Origin of the sequence: Bradyrhizobium valentinum (genome assembly GCF_001440405.1) — a bacterium.
Classification (GTDB): Bacteria; Pseudomonadota; Alphaproteobacteria; order Rhizobiales; family Xanthobacteraceae; genus Bradyrhizobium; species Bradyrhizobium valentinum.
In genome coordinates this window covers 53217-71314 of sequence record NZ_LLXX01000119.1, presented here as the reverse complement: position 1 = coordinate 71314, position 18098 = coordinate 53217, and the positions used below count along the sequence as shown (strand labels likewise).

Genomic DNA, 18098 nt, shown 5'->3' with positions numbered 1-18098 from the left:
GGCGAAATAAAGCCGATGGAATTCGGCGGCCGCAACGGCACTGCGGATATTGCGAAGGCAGTGCTCGCTGCGCTGTAGGATAACCTTCACCCGTCGTCCCGGCCTTGAGCCGGGACCCATACCCTGCGGCGCTTGTTGTTGCGGAAGGTATTAGACGCCTGCGTGTCACCGATGGGCCGCGGAGTATGGGTCCCGGCTCAAGGCCGGGACGACGGGGAGATTGTTGCGCCCCCCGATTTTACTTGCCCTTGAACTGCGGCTTGCGCTTTTCCATGAAAGCCGTTCGGCCCTCGCGAAAATCTTCGCTATCCATACAAGCGCGGCCGATCTGCTTGATCGTATCCATGTCGCGCTTGCTTTCGTCCTTCAGCACCTCGGCGATGGTGATCTTGGCGGCCTTGATCGCCAGCGGCGCGTTGCCGGAGATGGTGCGCGCGATCTCCATGGTGGCGTCCCGTAATTCCGCGTCCGGCAGCACGCGGTCGACCAATCCGATCCGCAGGGCTTCCGCAGCTTCGATCCGCATGCCCGTATACATGATGAGCCGCGCCCAGGATGGCCCGACCAGCGAGACCAGGTGCTTGAGGCCGTCGTAGCCATAGGCGATGCCGAGCTTTGCAGCGGGAATGCCGAACTGGCTGTTGTCGGAGGCAATGCGAATATCTGTCAGCATCGCGACCTGCATGCCGCCGCCGAGGCAGAAGCCGCGGATGCAGGCAATCGTCGGCTTCGGATAATCAGCGAGCAGCGCACGCTGCGCTTCGCTGCGTTTCGAATATTCCTCCGACGCCGCCGCATTGTGGCGGGTCTTTTCGAACTGGCTGATATCGGCGCCCGAGACGAAGGCCTTGTCGCCGGCGCCGACCAGGATCACGACGCGAACGTCGGGATTGTCGCGCAGCCCGATCAGCGCGTGACCCAGGCCCTCCCACATCTCGAGCGACATCGCGTTGCGCTTGTCGGGATTGTTGAAGGTGATGACGCCGACGCCATCGCTGACGCTTTGCAGGATCTTGCCGTCGGCATGGGAGATTTCGGCGGTCTTCGGGAAATCGAGCATCGGTTGCGGCTTTCAGTCGGGAGGCTTGGTCCATTGTCGGACGAGCGTCGCGCCGAGGTCAATCGCCGCATCTTGCATGGCGTCAAGACCAGAACAGATGCCGGGAGGGATTGTGAGATTGGTGGCGCAGGGCCGGGCACGCGCGCGGCGGGCGTGGCGGGCATGGGCGTGTGGCGAGGACTTTGCGGAGGCGAGGGGGCCGTGTCTATTCGCCGGAACGTACCGCGCAGGCTTTTCGCTGCGATACGGCCGGGGCTCCGCCATTTGCGATGGCGGCGAACCGATCTTGTCCCGGCCAGATCAAGATCAGGCCTAGCGCAGCAACAGGCTACCCGGCGATTTCTCGCGTCGATTGATCGGGTCCGCGGTGCTGCGATCCAGGCGCGATAGTGCCTAGCCCTCGTGGGCGGCGATCGATTCCATCAAGGACACCAACTGACGCTGTACAGTCTGGTCCTTGATCTTGCTGTAGGCGCGCAGCAGCCTCAGGCTGAATGCGCTGTCCAAGAACAGCAGGCTCTCAACCTCGCGCGCCTTGCCGTCGCCGTCGTAGAAGAACGTCACCGGCACGTCGAGCGCGGTAGCGATTTGCTGAAGACGAGCAGCGCCGACGCGGTTGACGCCCTTCTCGTACTTCTGAACCTGCTGGAAGCTGACGCCCAGCTTGTCGCCGAGCTCCGCTTGCGAGATTTTCTGTTCCACACGCCGCAGCCGAATCCGCTTGCCCAATTCGATATCGGGTTTGCCGGCGCTGCGCTGTTTCATCTTTTTCGCTGCTGATCTGCTGTTCATTCTGGTTTTACCGTCCTTCAATCGGGAAACCCTGGCAAAAGTAGGTCAGGGGTTCATCCATATTTGCCACATTAAAGTCAGTCTGGACCGTGTTGGTACAGGGAACCACGGGAATCCTGGAGCCGGATGGTCCGCCAAACGCTTGCGCGCATTGGAAGCATCCTGATACCGGCGCCGCCAACCACCTAAGGCTGTCGACGCCCGGGGCGTATTTGGCAAAAAAACCCCGTCCTCTACATTTGACAAAATATTCGACGAACTACAACCACCGCGAGTTCAAAGGCCACAGATTTTGCCCCGCATGATTACTGGGGCGCGGTCAGGCACCGGATTTCTACGGGTTTTCCGGCCGACAATGCGATCGCTCACAGCGCGTGTCGCTCCGACGCCGGCGTGATCGCGTGAGATCTGATGCCTGACAAAATGCAGCAAAGTTCAGCGCCGGCTTTCTGATCGAGCGTGCGGGAAATTGCGGCAAGCTGCGCGCTGGCCGCGCTGCCTGCAACCTGTGGAGCGGGCCGGCAGCGATCGGATCGATCGCGAGACCCACTTCAGCAACGCATGTCCCGGGCGCCCATGGCGAGCGCCGAAGGCTATTGGCGTAGGGACCATCGGCTCGGCCCGGGCTTCCGGCGATTGGCAAAATGATCGCAACTATCGGGCCGCCTGCGGCCTATTGGTCCCCAGCTACTACTTAAATTGGCTTCCACAGCCGCGCCGTTTTGCATACGCTTTGTGTCTGCAGCCGCGTTGTCGGCCAGGCCCAAAGTCCCGCTTACAAGGGACGGGCATTACAGGGGAGGAACGCTATGAAGCGAAGAACCGTACTTGCGGGGCTTGGTGCTACGGCTGCTGCCGGCGCGCTCGGCATGCCATCGATGCTCAGGGCACAGACGCCCGTCACGCTCAATGGCGCCGTGCAGTTCAACGACGATCACGCCTTCACCAAGGCGCTGACCCGATTCGAAGAGCTGGTGAAGAAGTATTACGGCAAGCCCGTCAACTTCACGCTGCACAAGAATTCATCGCTCGGCCTCGAGAAGCAGTATTTCGAGTACATGTCGCAGGGCAAGGCGGTCGATTACGGCATCGTCTCGCCGGCCCACATGTCGACCTTCGCCAAGGCGGCGCCCTTCATCGATGCGCCCTTTGTGTTCAAGGGCATCGAGCACATGAACAAGGTCGTCGAAAAGAACATCCTGGCGCCGGTCGCCGATGAAATCGCTGTTAAGGCCGAAGTCGTCCTGATCGGCTATGCGGGCGGCGGCATCCGCAACATCTTCGCCAACAAGCCACTCAAGAATCTCGCCGATCTCAAGGGCCTCAAGGTGCGCGTGCAGGGCGCGCCGATCTGGTCGAAGACGTTTGCGGCCGTCGGTATGAGCCCGACGGTGATCGCCTACAACGAAGTCTACAACGCCATCCAGAACGGCGTGATCTCGGCCGGCGAAAACGAGGCGGCCGGCGTCGAGGCGATGAAGTTCTACGAAGTAGCCCCCCATCTCAGCCTGACCCAGCACGCGGTATCGATCCGGCCGATCTGCTTTTCGGTGAAGACGCTGAAGACCTTGCCGAAGGATCTGCAGGACGCGATCATGAAGGCCGGCAAGGAAGCCGGCGACTACGGCCGCCAGCTCGAATCGAGCGAAGAAGTCGTCAAGCTCGATACGCTGGAGAAGGCAGGCAAGCTCAAGCGCGTTCCGTTCGAAGAGCGCGACGCCATGAAGAAGCTCGCCGATCCCGTTATCGCCGGCTACGCCAAGGAAATCGGCGCGGAGGGTATCTTCGAGAAGATCAACGTCGCGTAGGGCTCGAACCGGAAAAGGGGGAACCGGTTCTTCCTCGCGACGACGCGGAATGCGTCGCGCGGCGGAGGCCTGAAATCGAACGACCGCCGCCAGCCTTCCGGGCAAGCCCCGCTTCTTGCCGGGATCGGCGGATTGGTATCCGGACGGAGCCGAAATGACTGAAATGCCTGTTGTGTCCGACCCGTCGCTATGGCGCCGAGCGACGGCGGCCTATGCAAAACTGCTGGAAATCCTGCTCGCCGCATGCGTCGGCATTCTGGTCATTCCGGTCACGCTGCAAATCATCTCGCGCTACACGCCGTTCATTCCGTCCTACATCTGGACCGAGGAGATGGCGCGCTTTCTGTTCATCTGGACCATCATGATCGGCGCCATGGTCGGCGTCAGAGAGGCGCAGCATTTCGAGGTCGACGTCTGGCCCGACCTGTCGCGCCGAAGCGAAGCTGCGGTGCGGATTCTCGCGCGGCTCGGCATATTGGCGCTGGCGCTGGTGTTCGTGTGGGCCGGGCTCGAATTCACGCGGTTCGCCTGGAACCGAACGTCCGAACTGGCCGATTTGCCGCTCTGGCTGATCCATGTCGCTTGGCCCGCGGCCGGCGTGACGTGGATAATATTTGCGGGCGAACAGATCGTCGATGAAGCGCGGATTCTGGTTGGGGCAAAACGATGAGCGGTAATGTTCTTTCTGCCGGAGAGGCCGCGCTGGTCCTGTTCGGGACCTTCATTGGCCTGCTCATCATCCGCGTGCCGGTTGCCTTTGCGCTCGGTCTTGCCTGCGTTCCGATCCTCCTGACCGAGCCTCGCCTGTCGATCATGACGCTCGCGCAGGAGACCTTCAACGCCTACAATTCGTTCATCCTGCTGGCGGTGCCGTTCTTCCTCCTGACCGCCAACCTGATGAGCATCGGCGGCATCACCGACCGCCTGGTCGCGTTATCGCGCTCGATGGTCGGGCATTGGCCGGGGTCGCTGGCGCAGATCAACGTGGTGCTGTCGGTGTTCTTTGCCGGCATTTCCGGCTCCTCCACCGCGGATGCGGCGAGCCAGTCCAAGATATTCATCGATGCCCAGACCAAGGAAGGCTACGACCTCTCGTTCTCCATCGCGATCACCGCGGTTTCCGCCGTGCTTGCGGTCATCATCCCGCCCTCGATCCTGATGATCGTGTGGGGCGGATTGATCTCGACTTCGATCGCGGCGATGTACCTCGCCGGTATCGTGCCGGGACTTCTGATCGCCGGCGCTCAGATGGCGACCGTGCATGTCTATGCCGTACGCCGCGGTTATCCGACCTATCCGAAATCCAGTTGGGCCGACATAGTCTATGCCATCTGGCGGTCGATACCGGCGCTGATGACGCCGTTCATCATCGTCGGGGGCATTTTGCTGGGCTGGTTCACCGCCACCGAGTCCGCCTGCGTCGCGGTGCTCTATTCCGTTGCGCTATCGACCTTCTTTTACCGTGAAACCGGCGCGCGCCAACTCTACAAAGCGCTGCTCGACACGGGACGTCTGGCCGGCGTCGCACTGTTCTGCGTGGGCACCGCCAGCGCGTTCGGCTGGCTGCTGGCCTACTACAAGATTCCGCAGGAGCTGCTGGCCAACGTCTCGACCTGGGGCATGGGCGCGATCGCGGCGGGCTTCTTCATCTCCTTCTGCTTCCTGGTGGTGGGCTGTTTTCTCGACGCCATTCCGGCGATCGTCATCGTCGGCACCGTGCTCGAGCCGCTGGCGAAAGCGGTCGACCTTCATCCGGTGCAGTTTGCGATCATCTCGATCGTCTCGCTGGCGTTCGGGCTGGTGACGCCGCCCTATGGCCTGTGTTTGATGATTGCCTGTTCGATTGCGGGGGTGCGGCTGCGCTACGCGCTGAAGGACACGGTGATCATGCTGATACCGATGCTATTGGTGTTGGCCGCGCTCATCATCTGGCCCAGCGTTTCGCTGTTCCTGCCGCGCCTGATCGTGCCGGAGATGCTCAAATAGCATAGCCTTATTAGCTCTGGTCCAAGCAGAACCGATAAGGCTCTATTCGTCCCGGTTGAGCGCGCAGCTCACCGTATAGACCACGCCGCGCGGCAGGAAATCGACGGTTGCTTCGCCGCCGAGCTGGTCGCGCGCGCTGCGCTCGATCAGGCGCGAGCCGAAGCCACGCTGCACCGGCGCCGTGACGGGCGGGCCGCCGGCTTCGGTCCAGATCAGTCGCAACCTGCGCCCGTCGCTTTCTTCGAGAATTTCCCAATCCACCGCGACGGTACCGGTTTCGTTCGATAGCGCGCCGTATTTGGCGGCATTGGTTGCGATCTCGTGCACGATCATCGACAGCACCACGGCGAGCCGCGGCGAAAGCGGAACCCGCGGTCCGAACATCCGCGCCCGTTCCGGATTGTTGAGCAGATAGGGCTGCAGCACCCGCGCAATCACTTCCCGCAGCTCCGCGCCCTGCCACTTCTCCTGGCTCAGAAGGTTATGCGCCTCCGCCAGCGCGCCGAGCCTTCCCTCGAACTTCTCGCGTTCTGCCCGGCTCGCGCTGCGGAACGTCTGGGTGGCGATCGACTGCAGGACCGCGAGCGTGTTCTTGACGCGATGGTTGAGCTCTTCGATCAGGAGATTGTGGAGCATCTCGCCGCGGGCGATCTGGGTTGCCATCCGCACCGCAAAGGCGAGACCGACCATCAGGAGAACGGCGCCCATCACGCTCGTGATCGCGAGGTTGCGCCAGAGCGGCGCGACCAGCGAGCTTTCGGCGACGCCTGCGGCAACCGTCCAGCCGGTGAGCGAGGAGCGGGCAAAGCTCGTAATCAGCGGCACGCCCTCGAGCGATACCGTCGCCAAAGTGGCTTCGGGATTGCGGAACATCTCCGCATAGAGCGACGGCGCTGCCCGCTTTCCGACGGTCTCCTGGGGGTTAGGCACGCGCGCGAAACTGGTGCCTTCGCCGTCGAAGATCGAGATCGTCCAGTCCTTGGTCGGCCGCTGCTGCTCGATCATGGCCTGGAATATCTCGATCGGCGGGCTGAAGGAGATGTCGTAGAGCACCTCGCCGTCGCTAACAACAGGCACCTCGACTGTCACGATCAGCCGTTGCTTGACCGACCCGAAGAACAGGTTGGAATAGACCGGCTTCTTTTCCGCAAAAACCTTCTCGACCATGCCGAGGTTGTTGCGAAGCGGCAGGCTTGCCGTATCAGGCGTGAGCGAGGAGAACACCTGGCGGCCTTCGCGGTTCGCCACCAGCACGACGCCGCCTTCGCCATACTGGTCGAGGAAACCCTGGCTGATGCGGCGGAATCCCTCGAAATCCCCCTCGCGCACTGCGTTTGTCAGTGACAACACCTGGAGCGCGCCGGTGATCCGCTGCATCTCCGAGTCGAGCACGAGACGAATGCTGCGAACGGTTTCGAGGACCCGTTGTGTCGCGTTCTGGCGATCCTGCTTGTAATTGTTGTACGTGATGCCGCCCGCGAAAATGATCAGCGGCAGCGTGGTCCCCGCGACCAGAAGGACGAGACGCACTGGCAATGAAAGTTTCGGCAACGCAAGCCCCAGGATCGGCCCTCAATCGGCGAAGCATAAGAGAAGCCGCCGAATTTCGCCAAGGATATTAGAGGGATGTACGTCCGACTCCCGGCGAAGCTCTGGGTTCCAGGGTGATCACTTCACGCAAAAAAGCCCAAGCTTTCCGGTCTCAAAGATTACTGTCGGTGATCGCGGCGTACACCATGGTGCGCAGCTCACGCCGCAAGGGATAGGCGCTAGATGGCAGCACCTGCGTCATGAAGATCGTGATCAGCTCTTCCGCTGGATCGATGAAGAACGAGGTCGTTGCCGCGCCGCCCCAATTGAATTCGCCAGGACTGCCGGCGATCAGCGTCTGCGCGGGGTTCATGGTGACGGCGAAGCCGAGGCCAAAGCCGATGCCGTTATAAGCGGCTTCCGAGAACAGCGAGCGCGACATCGCCGGCAGATCGCCCCCGCCGGGAAGGTGGTTCGACGTCATCAGCCTCAGTGTCTTCGGGCCCAACAAGCGGACGCCGCCGAGCTCGCCGCCATTGAGCAGCGCCCGGCAGAAGGTGAGATAATCGGCCACCGTCGAGCACAATCCGCCGCCGCCGGAAATGAAGGAAGGCGGGGACAGGAACGAACTCGTCGCGGGATCGTCCTGCAGCGTCAGCGTGCCCTTGCGCTCGGTGGCGAGCGGATTGAAGCCGCCTTGCGGATCGGCCGAATAACACGCCGCGAAACGATGCGCCTTGTCCTTTGGCACGAAGAAATCGGTATCGTTCATGCCGAGCGGATCGAGGATACGCTCCTTCAGGAACTGCTCGAACGGCTTGCCACTGATCAGACCGATGAGATAGCCGATCACATCGGTGGCGACGGAGTAGTTCCAGGCCTCGCCCGGTGAAAATTCCAGCGGGATTTTTGCGAGGTCGTCGATCATGCCTTGCAGCGTGCCGGCCTTGACGACTTCGCCGATCTGGTTCTCGCGATAGGCGGCATCGACATTGCTACGCTGCTGGAAGCCATAGGTCAGGCCAGACGTGTGCCGCAGCAAATCCACGATGAGCATCGGCCGCGACGGCGGGCGGGTCAGAAAGGCCGGGTGCGTGCCGGCCACGAACACGCCGAGATTCTTCCATTCCGGAATGTATTTGTGCACGGGCTCATCCAGCGCGACGCGGCCTTCCTCGACTAGCATCATGAAGGCGACGCTCGTGAGCGGCTTGGTCATCGAATAGATGCGGAAAATCGTGTCGTCCTTGACCGGCGCCTTGCGCTCGACGTCGGCAAAACCCTGCACGGTCGAATGGACGACCTTGCCGCGGCGATAGATCAGGAGCTGCGTTCCCGGGAAGCGGCCGGCATCGACGTAGCGTTGCTTCAGGTGGTTTTCGAGCCGATCGAGCGCCGCCTTGGACATTCCGGCTTGCTCGGGCGAGGCGGGGGCTAACATCGGCGCTGATCTCCGGCTGGCGATGCCGCTTTGATAGCCGAAAAGTGCGCCTTGTTCCAACCGGCCGTGCTTACCCGGAGTGGGTCGGTGGTGTAGGCTCGCGCCCGCCGTCGCCTATCCCGCAGGACAGAAAAATGAGCCAATTCAGCGAGACCGAACTGACCGCCGCCGTGATCCGCAGTTTCGACGATACGCCGGATCCACGCGCCAAATTCCTGCTGCAGGAACTGGTGAAATCGCTGCACGACTATGTCCGCAGGACCGATCTCACCTTCGAGGAGTGGGAGTACGCGATCGATTTTCTGACGCGGACCGGCCAGAAGTGCACCCCGATCCGGCAGGAGTTCATCCTGCTGTCCGACGTGCTGGGCGTGTCGATGCTGGTCGATGCGGTGAACCACAGGGAGCGCGAGGGCGCCACCGAGACCACGGTACTCGGCCCGTTCTATGTCGGCGAGCACAAGGTGACGCCGCATGGCACCGATATCTCGGCCAGTCTGCCGGGCGAGCGGATGTTCGTGCAGAGCCGCGTCACCGATCTTCAGGGCAAACCGCTGGCGAATGTGCCGGTGGACGTCTGGCACGCCGATGATGACGGCTTCTATGATTCCCAGAAGCCGGCCTATGCGACGGAGGGGCCGTCGTCGCGGGCGCGCTTTATGACCGATGCCGACGGCAGGTTCTTCTTTCGCACGATCCTACCGTGCAGCTATCCCATTCCGACCGACGGCCCGGTCGGCGAGATGATTGTGCAGACCCGCCGCCACGCGATGCGGCCGGCCCATGTGCATTTCCTGGTCGACGCGCCCGGCTACCAGCCGCTGATCACCCACGTCTTCATGGAGGGCGACAAATATCTCGATTCCGACGTGGTGTTCGGGGTCAAGGACGAACTCGTCGCCAAAATCGAAAAGCGCACCGATCCAACGATGCCGGACGGCAAGCCGGCGGCCACGCCTTGGCACCTGATGAGCTACGAATTCCGGATGAAGCCGGGCGAGGGAAGCGCGCCGAAACCGATGATGGCGAAGACCACCGAGCACGCGTAAGGCCGGTGCTCATGATCTGCTCAATCCTTGTGCGCCGCACAAAGATTGAGCGAATCGCAAGTTTGGAATGCGGTGGCTGGTTCCTGACCACTGCCGATTTTTGCGGCAGATATCCCGCAATTTACTGATAGTAATACGTTTTTTCCGATGTGCGCGGCTTGGCACGGAGCTTGAATAGCTAGTGCTGACGCCATCGATGCCGTCCCTTGAGACCACTCATCCGAACTGTGACGCGCCATTCCGGGGCTTCCCTGGAACGCGCCCTCTCGCGCCTCGCGCGGCGACACCAGACGGACGGCCCCGTTTCAAACGCACCCTGACCAGAGCAGCAAAGGACCGCCCATGACGAAGCCCACCACTCCAACCTCACGCCGCGGTTTCAGCCGCCGCCAGCTCCTGAAGGCGACTGGCGGCACGGCAGCATTGCTCGCCGCCGCCAAGCTGAATTTCCCCGCCGGCGCTTTCGCGCAAGGCGCGGGCCCTGAGGTGAAGGCGGCCAAGCTCGGCTTCATCGCGCTCAGCGATGCCGGCCCGCTGTTCGTCGCCAAGGACAAGGGGCTGTTCGCCAAATACGGCATGCCTGACGTCGAGGTGCAGAAGCAGGCGTCATGGGGCACCACGCGCGACAACCTCGTGCTCGGCAGTGAAGGCAACGGAATCGACGGCGCGCATATCCTGACGCCGATGCCCTACCTGATCTCGGCCGGCAAAGTGACGCAAAATAATCAGCCGACGCCAATGTACATCCTGGCGCGGCTCAATCTCGATGCGCAGTGCATCTCGGTCGCCAAGGAATATGCCGACCTCAAGGTCGGCGTCGATGCAGCGCCGCTCAAGGCGGTGTTCGAGCAGAAGAAGGCTGCCGGCAAATCCGCCAAGGCCGCGATGACGTTCCCCGGCGGCACTCACGATCTGTGGCTGCGCTACTGGCTGGCCGCCGGTGGCATCGATCCCGACAAGGACGTGGAGACCATCACGGTGCCGCCGCCGCAGATGGTCGCCAACATGAAGGTTGGCACGATGGATTGCTTCTGCGTCGGCGAGCCGTGGCCGGGGCAGTTGGTCCATCAGGGCATCGGCTATACCGCGATCAACACCGGCGAAATCTGGAGCAAGCACCCGGAAAAATCGCTCGGCATGCGGGCTGCGTGGGTTGACAAGAATCCGAAGGCCGCCAAGGCGATCCTGATGGCTGTCATGGAGGCGCAGCAGTGGGCCGACAAGATGGAGAACAAGGACGAACTGGCCACCATCATGGGCAAGCGGCAGTGGATCAACTGCCCGGTCGAAGACATCGCCGATCGCGCCAAGGGCAAGTTCAACTACGGAATTCCCGGCAAGGTCGTCGAGAACTCGCCGCACATCATGAAATACTGGCGCGACCACGCCTCCTATCCGTTCCAGAGCCACGATCTCTGGTTCATGACGGAGGACATCCGCTGGGGCAAATATGAAGCGGGCTTCGACAGCAAAGCGTTGATCGCCAAGGTCAACCGCGAGGACATGTGGCGCGACGCAGCCAAGGAGATGGGCGTTCCCGCTGCCGAGATTCCGACCTCCAAGTCGCGCGGCAAGGAGACCTTCTTCGACGGTAAGGTGTTCGATCCCGAGAATCCGGCTGCGTATTTGAAGTCGCTTTCGATCAAGCGTGTTGATGTCTGATCAAGCCCGGGCCGCGCGCAAAGCAGCGGGCGGCCCGCCTTTTTTGAACACGGAGATACAATTTCGATGTCGATGCCAGCGATCAAAGCCGAAGCCACCGCGGTGGCCATTCCGACCACCTCGCCGACTGCGGCGGCGCCGGTGGTCACGATGACGCCGAAGCAGGCACCTCGTGCCGAGAAGTACGTCAAGATGGCGAAGGAGACCGCGGCGCGCGTCGTGCCGCCGCTGATCGTGCTCGCGCTGTTGATGCTGTTCTGGGAGCTGGTCTGCCGCCGCACCGGATCGACGCTGCCGCCGCCCTCGCGCGTGTTCAAGGATACCAAGGAACTGATCCTCGATCCGTTCTTCGATAATGGCGGCATCGACAAGGGCCTGTTCTGGCATCTGTCCGCTTCGCTTCAGCGCGTCGCCTATGGCTATTCGATCGCCGCCATCGTCGGCATCGCGCTCGGCACGCTGGTCGGGCAGTCGGTGTGGGCGATGCGCGGGCTCGATCCGCTGTTCCAGGTGCTGCGCACCATTCCGCCGCTGGCGTGGCTGCCGCTGTCGCTTGCTGCGTTCCGCGATGGCCAGCCCTCGGCGATCTTCGTGATCTTCATCACCTCGGTCTGGCCGATCATCATCAACACCGCGGTCGGTATCCGCAACATCCCGCAGGACTATCGCAACGTCGCAGCCGTGGTGCAGCTCAACCCGCTGGAGTTCTTTTCCAAGATCATGATCCCGGCGGCGGCGCCCTACATCTTCACGGGTCTTCGCATCGGCATCGGCCTGTCGTGGCTGGCGATCGTCGCAGCGGAAATGCTGATCGGCGGCGTCGGAATCGGCTTCTTCATCTGGGACGCCTGGAACTCCTCGCACATCAGCGAAATCATCCTGGCGCTGTTCTATGTCGGCATCATCGGCTTCGTGCTCGACCGCCTGATCGCGGGAGTGGCGAAGATCGTGACCCGCGGCACCGCACTGAACTGAAGGGACATGTCATGCAGGTCTATCTGAAGCTCGACCATATCGACAAGACCTTCACCCGCGGCAACGCCACGACCGAGGTACTGAAGGACATCAGCCTGACGATCGAGAAAGGCGAATACGTCTCGATCATCGGTCATTCCGGCTGTGGCAAGTCCACGCTGCTCAACATCGTTGCCGGCCTCACCGGCGCCACCAATGGCGGCGTGCTGCTGGAGAACCGTGAGGTCAACTCGCCGGGGCCGGATCGCGCGGTGGTGTTCCAGAACCACAGCCTGCTGCCGTGGCTGACGGTCTATGAGAACGTCCGGCTCGGCGTCGACAAGGTGTTTGCATCGACCAAGACCCGCGCCGAGCGCGACGCCTGGGTGATGCACAATCTCAACCTCGTGCAGATGGCCCACGCCAAGGACAAGCGTCCATCCGAAATTTCCGGCGGCATGAAGCAGCGCGTCGGCATTGCGCGAGCGCTCGCCATGGAGCCGAAGGTGCTGCTGCTCGACGAGCCCTTTGGCGCGCTCGACGCACTGACCCGCGCGCATCTCCAGGACTCGGTGATGGCGCTGCATCAGAAGCTCGGCAATACCATCCTGATGATCACCCACGACGTCGACGAAGCCGTTCTGCTGTCGGACCGCATCGTGATGATGACCAACGGTCCGAGCGCGCGGATCGGTGAGGTGCTCGAGGTGCCGCTGGCGCGCCCGCGCAAGCGGCTCGAGCTCGCGACCAACCCCGGCTACCTCAAGTGCCGGCAGCGCGTGCTCGAATTCCTCTACGAGCGACATCGCTTCGTCGAGGCGGCGTAAGCGCTTAATGCTCCGAGGTGATAATTGAACCAATGTTCCTCCGGCGAGACCAATAGGTTCTGCTTCAAAACGTGAGGAGATCCGAAGTGAATTCGACGCACGTCAGACTGGTTCAGGAGAGTTTTGCCAAGGTCGTCCCGATATCGGAGCAGGCAGCGCTGTTGTTCTACGATCGCCTGTTCGAGATCGCGCCGGCGGTGAAGGCGATGTTTCCGGCCGATATGACCGAGCAGCGCAAGAAGCTGATGATGATGCTGGCCGCCGTGGTCAGCGGCCTCGGCAATCTCGAATCGATCTTGCCGGCTGCGAGTGCGCTCGCCAAACGCCACGTCAGCTACGGTGCCAAGGCGGAGCACTATCCGGTGGTTGGCGCCGCACTGCTGTGGACGCTGGAAAAGGGACTGGGCCCGGCTTGGACTCATGAGGTCGCCGATGCGTGGACCGCCGCCTACGGCACGCTGTCCGGCTACATGATTTCGGAAGCCTACGGTCGCGCTCAAGCTGCCGAGTGAGGATTTCCGCGTGCTGCCGTGGAAGGAGGAGCTACCAACTCATCCCTTCTGGTTCTTTGCATTCACCGCGATCGCCGCCGCGGCGGTGCGGTTCTCTACGCCGAGCTTGGAATAGATCTGCTCGAGGTGCTTGTCGACGGTGCGCGGGCTGAGCCCCAGGATCTGCGCAATGTCGCGGTTTGTTTTGCCCTTGGAGAGCCACGACAGCACTTCGCCCTCGCGCGTCGTCAGGCCCAACTCGCTGGAGAACTCCGCCGGCGCTTCGGTGCCGGAATCCTTGGCAAGTCGCAGCAGGAATTCATTGGCGCCGAGCTTACCCATATATTGCAACCGAAGCGGCTCGTTGCCCGGCAGGGTGGCCATGACGACGGCCTTCGATCCGGTCTTGCCCTTGCGCGCCTGGTCAAGCCATTCCGGGATCGGCTCCGGAAGCACGAAATCATTGTCGCCATCGGCGGCGAGCGTATCCGACAGTAGTTTCTGCGCCTGCGGCGTCGCCCACATGATCTTGCCAAGGCTGTTGACGGCGAGCAGATAGCGGCCGGAGACGTCGAGTGCGGCGCGGGCGCTCTGGGTCAGCCGGGCGTTGGCGAGATGAACGCGGATGCGCGCCAGCATCTCCTCGACCGCGATCGGCTTTGTCACGTAGTCGACGCCGCCGGCCTCCAGGCCGCGAACGATGTGTTCGGTTTCGGCCAGCCCCGTCATGAAGATGATCGGCACATGGTCAAGCCCGGCATCGCGCTTCAGCCGCCTGCAGGTCTCGAACCCATCCATGCCGGGCATGACCGCATCGAGCAGCACGATGTCTGGCGTGATCTGGTCGACGATCCGCATGGCGGAGGCCCCGTCGAGCGCCACCATCACCGTCATACCCGCGCCGTCGAGCGCGTCGGTCAATAGCCGCAGCGTCTCCGGTGAATCGTCGACGACGAGGGCGACGTCGCGCTTTTTGGATTCAATGATCATAGCTGTGCAAGGTCTTTAAAGTCGCCATGTATTGATCGAGGTCGAAGCGGTCGACCAGTAAACGCATCTGCGAAACGAAATCGGCGTGCTCGGGGTAATCGTTACCGATCTCGTCGAGCTTGAGCTGAATGGCGCGGATGTAACCTAATTGCCCGAGTCCGATCAGCTCCTCGACATGTTTAACCGGCGGCCGCGATCCGGTCTCCGGTTTCCAGCGCGGCACGGCAATTTGCTCCGCCTCATACTGCCATTCGATTTTCAGCAATTGCCGGATCGCCTCCAGCAGCTTGGGAATGTCGATCGGCTTCATCAGATAGCCGTCATGATAGGGCTGCGCCAGCGGCGCGCCATGCGCTTCCAGCGCGCTCGCCGACACCATCAGGATGCGGGCCTGATGATGGCCGTTCGCGCGCAGCGTTTCCGCCACCGTCCATCCGTCCATGCCGGCCATCGAAATATCCAGCAGGAAAAGGTCAGGCCGGCAGTGCTGCGCCAGCGCCAGACATCCGGGTCCGTCCGGCGCGCTGAGCAGGATGAAGCCGAGCGGCGTCAGAACCTCGCGCAGGAGGTCGCGGTGGGTCGGATCGTCGTCGGTGATCAGGATCGTCTTGCGCGGGCCATGATAGCCGAAGATCGGCGCCTCGACCGGCGCGATCCGGGTGGGATTGGTGACTTCCGACAGCAGGATCTTGACGCGGAAGATACTTCCGCTGCCGACCTCGCTGCTCACCCTGATATCGCCGCCCATCACGCCGGCGAGCAGCCGGCTGATAGTAAGGCCGAGGCCCGTTCCGGTCTGCGGCTGCGAGACGCCGAGCGCGCCGCGTTCGAAGGGCGCGAAGATGCGTTCGAGATCGTCTGCCTGAATGCCGGGGCCGGTATCGATCACCTCGAACTCGGCGACCGGGCTGCGGTAATGCACCACGAACTGCACGCTGCCGGTTCGCGTGAACTTGATGGCGTTTGAAAGCAGGTTGATCAGGATCTGGCGCAGCCGTTTTTCATCGGCATAGACCACGAGCGGCAGCACCCCCGGTCGCTTGAAGACGAAGTCGATGCCTTTGGCGGCGGCCTGCAGACGGAACATGCCGACAAGCTGGTCGAGAAAGTCGCTCAGGCGCACCTCGTCGCGTGACAAATAGAGCCGGCCCGCCTCGATCTTGGAAATGTCCAGAATGCCGTCGATCAGTCCCGACAGATGGTCGGCGCTACGGCGGACCACGCGCACCTGGTCGCGCGGCTTGGTGGCGAGGCCCGAATCCTGTTCCAGCAATTGCGCGTAACCACTGATGGCGTTCAGCGGCGAGCGCAGTTCATGGCTCAGTCCCACGACATAACGGCTCTTGGCGAGGTTGGCGGATTCCGCGACTTCCTTGGCGCGCTGCAATTCGGCATCGGTGCGCTTGTGCGCGTCGATTTCCTGGATCAAGAGCGCGGTCTGGCGCCGCGTCTCGGCCTCTGCCGCGCGGCGGCTTTGCTGCGCCAGCACGAACAGCCACGCCACCACGCCGATGATGATGGTGAGCGCGAAGAAGACTTTCCACAGCACGTCGGACAGAAGGAGATTGTCGACCGGAAGCGTCGCGGACGTCTGCAGGTAGATCAGCCCGAGCGTCAGCCCGACCAGCCCTGCTGAGACCGCAAACACGCCGAGATAATGCCCGAACTGCGAGTTGATCCGGACGTAGATCGCCTCCGGCAACAGTTTTCCCAGCATGTCTGAGACCTGCGCCCCGGCCCGCGCGTGTGGCTTGCAGAGATCATGGCAGCGCGCATCGAGCGAGCAGCATAGCGAGCAGATCGGCCCGGCATAGGCCGGGCAGGAGGCCATGTCCTCCGGTTCGAACGAATGCTCGCAGATACAGCACTGGATCGCCTCCAGGTTCTGCCAGCTTCGTTTGGGTTTGCGCGCGATGTAATATTTGCCGTCGGTCGCCCACGCGATCAGGGGCGCGGTGACGAAGGCGACCGCCAGCGCCACGAAGGCGGACAGCGCCTTGGCCGTCGGCCCGAACAGGCCGTAGAACGCCGAGATCGAGACGATGGTCGCAATCGTCATGGCGCCGACGCCGACCGGATTGATGTCGTAAAGATGCGCGCGCTTGAATTCGATATGTTGCGGACGCAAGCCCAGTGGCTTGTTGACGACGAGGTCGGCGACCAGCGCGCCGACCCAGGCGATCGCCACGTTGGAATATAGCGCCAGCGTCTGCTCCAGCGCCTTGTAGACGCCGATTTCCATCAACAGCAGCGCCACTACCACGTTGAACACCAGCCAGACTACGCGGCCGGGATGGCTATGGGTCAGGCGCGAGAAGAAGTTCGACCAGGCGATCGAGCCGGCATAGGCGTTGGTGACGTTGATCTTGATCTGCGAAAGAATGACGAAGGTGCCGGTCAGCGCCAGCGCCAGATCGGGCTGCGACAGCACGTAGCGAAACGCTTCCAGGTACATATGCGCAGGCTCGGCTGCGTGCTCGCTGGAAACGCCGTGGCTGAGCGCGAAGAAGGCGAGGAACGAGCCCAGCAGTAACTTGAGCGCGCCAAAGATGATCCAGCCGGGGCCGGCGCTGAGCAGGGCGATCCACCATGAGGTGCGGGAGGTTCGGCGGTCGCGCGGCAGAAACCGCAGGAAGTCGACCTGCTCCCCGATCTGCGCAACAAGCGAAAACACCACCGAGGCTGCGGTGCCGAACAGCAGCAGGTCGAGATGGCCGCTCGCGTCGCCATGCTCGCCGGCAAATTTTCGCCACTCCGTGAACGAATGCGGGTTGGCATAGGCGATCGCCACGAAGGGCAGGATGTGGAGGATGATCCAGATCGGCTGCGTCCACAATTGGAAGCGGCTGATAAGGGTGATGCCGTAGGTCACCAGCGGAATGATGACGACGGCGCTGATGAGATAGCCGATCGGGCGCGGGATGCCGAAGCACATATCGAGCGCCGACGCGAGAATGACCGCCTCGATCGCGAAGAAGATGAAGGTGAAGGAGGCGTAGATCAGCGAGGTGATGGTCGAGCCGATATAGCCGAAGCCGGCGCCGCGGGTCAGCAGATCAATATCGATGCCGCATTTGGCGGCATGATAGGCAATCGGCAGGCCGCAGAGGAAAATGATGACGCTGACCACCAGGATGGCCGCTGTGGCGTTGGTCACGCCGTAATTCAGCGTAATGGTGCCGCCGATCGCCTCCAGCGCCAGAAAAGAGATGGCCCCAAGGGCGGTATTGGCGACCCGGGCCGCCGACCACCGCCGCGCGCTCTTGGCGGTGAAGCGCAGCGCGTAGTCTTCCAGCGTCTGGTTGGCAACCCATTGATTATATTGGCGCCTTACGCGGTCTATCCGCTGCCGCCCTGCCACTTGCTGCTCCTGACCCGATTCCACTGACCCCCGGATAGCCAGCAAACCCCGTACCAAAATCTACGTCGCTATTTTGCGGTGCAGTATACGCAATCCCACGTATCTGTGCAGTGCACAAATCTGGGCATCCTCGCGTGACCAAAGCGC

General features: G+C 62.3%; 14 protein-coding genes. 8 read left to right on the top strand and 6 right to left on the bottom strand.

What is annotated here, in order from left to right; genetic code table 11:
• Positions 1-238: 238 nt before the first annotated feature.
• Positions 239-1060 carry an enoyl-CoA hydratase gene (locus CP49_RS18440; protein WP_057851625.1) on the bottom strand — a complete coding sequence of 274 codons (822 nt, stop codon included), beginning with the start codon at positions 1058-1060 and terminating at the stop codon, positions 239-241.
• Between the two features lie 393 nt (positions 1061-1453).
• A complete protein-coding gene (locus CP49_RS18435; protein WP_057851835.1) occupies positions 1454-1825 on the bottom strand; it encodes a helix-turn-helix domain-containing protein in 372 nt (123 codons plus the stop codon).
• An 836-nt stretch (positions 1826-2661) separates the two neighbouring features.
• Here CP49_RS18435 and CP49_RS18430 point away from each other — a divergent pair.
• From CP49_RS18430 to CP49_RS18420, 3 genes are all read left to right on the top strand, one after another.
• Entirely contained in the window at positions 2662-3660 is a 999-nt protein-coding gene (locus CP49_RS18430) for a TRAP transporter substrate-binding protein (RefSeq protein WP_057851624.1), read from the top strand.
• Positions 3661-3814: 154 nt separating this feature from the next.
• The gene (locus CP49_RS18425) at positions 3815-4330 is read left to right on the top strand and encodes a TRAP transporter small permease (RefSeq protein WP_057851623.1); all 516 of its coding nucleotides are present in this window, start codon (positions 3815-3817) and stop codon (positions 4328-4330) included.
• On the top strand, positions 4327-5646 hold the full coding sequence (locus CP49_RS18420; RefSeq protein WP_057851622.1) for a TRAP transporter large permease: 1320 nt from the start codon (positions 4327-4329) through the stop codon (positions 5644-5646). The genes CP49_RS18425 and CP49_RS18420 overlap by 4 nt, the downstream gene beginning before the upstream one ends.
• A gap of 42 nt (positions 5647-5688) precedes the next feature.
• Here CP49_RS18420 and CP49_RS18415 read toward each other — a convergent pair whose 3' ends face one another.
• Positions 5689-7197 carry a sensor histidine kinase gene (locus CP49_RS18415; RefSeq protein ID WP_057851621.1) on the bottom strand — a complete coding sequence of 503 codons (1509 nt, stop codon included), beginning with the start codon at positions 7195-7197 and terminating at the stop codon, positions 5689-5691.
• 151 nt (positions 7198-7348) lie between these two features.
• A complete protein-coding gene (locus CP49_RS18410) occupies positions 7349-8617 on the bottom strand; it encodes a serine hydrolase domain-containing protein (protein ID WP_057851620.1) in 1269 nt (422 codons plus the stop codon).
• Positions 8618-8751: 134 nt separating this feature from the next.
• Between CP49_RS18410 and CP49_RS18405 the strand changes: the two genes are divergently transcribed.
• The 5 genes from CP49_RS18405 to CP49_RS18385 all read left to right on the top strand — a co-directional run bounded on the left by CP49_RS18405 (position 8752) and on the right by CP49_RS18385 (position 13621).
• Positions 8752-9666: an intradiol ring-cleavage dioxygenase gene (locus CP49_RS18405; protein ID WP_057851619.1), complete on the top strand. Its 915-nt coding sequence runs from the start codon at positions 8752-8754 to the stop codon at positions 9664-9666.
• A 342-nt stretch (positions 9667-10008) separates the two neighbouring features.
• Positions 10009-11328 carry a CmpA/NrtA family ABC transporter substrate-binding protein gene (locus CP49_RS18400; protein WP_057851618.1) on the top strand — a complete coding sequence of 440 codons (1320 nt, stop codon included), beginning with the start codon at positions 10009-10011 and terminating at the stop codon, positions 11326-11328.
• A gap of 66 nt (positions 11329-11394) precedes the next feature.
• Positions 11395-12303, top strand: a complete 909-nt coding sequence (gene ntrB, locus CP49_RS18395; protein ID WP_057851617.1) for a nitrate ABC transporter permease — start codon at positions 11395-11397, stop codon at positions 12301-12303.
• Between the two features lie 11 nt (positions 12304-12314).
• Positions 12315-13109, top strand: coding sequence for an ABC transporter ATP-binding protein (locus tag CP49_RS18390; protein ID WP_057851616.1), 795 nt, complete (start codon positions 12315-12317; stop codon positions 13107-13109).
• A gap of 86 nt (positions 13110-13195) precedes the next feature.
• A complete protein-coding gene (locus CP49_RS18385) occupies positions 13196-13621 on the top strand; it encodes a globin family protein (RefSeq protein WP_057851615.1) in 426 nt (141 codons plus the stop codon).
• A gap of 39 nt (positions 13622-13660) precedes the next feature.
• Here CP49_RS18385 and CP49_RS18380 read toward each other — a convergent pair whose 3' ends face one another.
• Together CP49_RS18380 and CP49_RS18375 are read right to left on the bottom strand one after the other, a co-directional pair.
• The gene (locus tag CP49_RS18380) at positions 13661-14590 is read right to left on the bottom strand and encodes a response regulator transcription factor (RefSeq protein WP_057851614.1); all 930 of its coding nucleotides are present in this window, start codon (positions 14588-14590) and stop codon (positions 13661-13663) included.
• Positions 14580-17951: a hybrid sensor histidine kinase/response regulator gene (locus tag CP49_RS18375; RefSeq protein ID WP_057851613.1), complete on the bottom strand. Its 3372-nt coding sequence runs from the start codon at positions 17949-17951 to the stop codon at positions 14580-14582. The genes CP49_RS18380 and CP49_RS18375 overlap by 11 nt, the downstream gene beginning before the upstream one ends.
• Positions 17952-18098 lie beyond the last annotated feature (147 nt).